The 438-nt window shown below is 63.0% G+C and carries 1 protein-coding gene; it reads right to left on the reverse strand.

Annotated elements, in window-relative coordinates; genetic code table 11:
- Positions 1-39: 39 nt before the first annotated feature.
- Positions 40-438: methyl-accepting chemotaxis protein (locus HX846_RS25325; RefSeq protein WP_256739918.1), on the reverse strand; the 399-nt coding region annotated here is incomplete at its 5' end.

Genomic DNA, 438 nt, shown 5'->3' on the forward strand with positions numbered 1-438 from the left:
GGCTTGCTCGCGAAGGCGCCCGAAAGGGCGCCGCTTGACTCAAACCTTGAACTGATTGATCAACCGCCGCTGCTGCTCCGCCAGCTTGGTCAGGTTTGCGCTGGCCGCGCTCGACTCATCCGCTCCGCCGGCCACTTCATTGGCCACCTGTCCGATATTGATCACGTTACGGTTAATGTCCTCGGCCACCGCGCTCTGTTCCTCGGCGGCGCTGGCGATCTGGGTGTTCATGTCGTTGATCACCGACACCGCCTGGGTAATGGTCTCCAGCGCCTGAGCCGCCTTGGCCGCGTGCTGCACGCTTTCATCGGTGCGGTTCTGGCTGTCTTCCATCACTCGCACCACGTCGCGGGTGCCCTGCTGCAGTTGCTGGATCATGGCCTGGATTTCTTCGGTGGCCTTCTGGGTCTTCTGCGCGAGGTTGCGCACCTCGTCGGC

This window comes from Pseudomonas sp. K5002 (assembly GCF_013386655.1).
In the GTDB taxonomy this organism is placed as follows: domain Bacteria; phylum Pseudomonadota; class Gammaproteobacteria; order Pseudomonadales; family Pseudomonadaceae; genus Aquipseudomonas.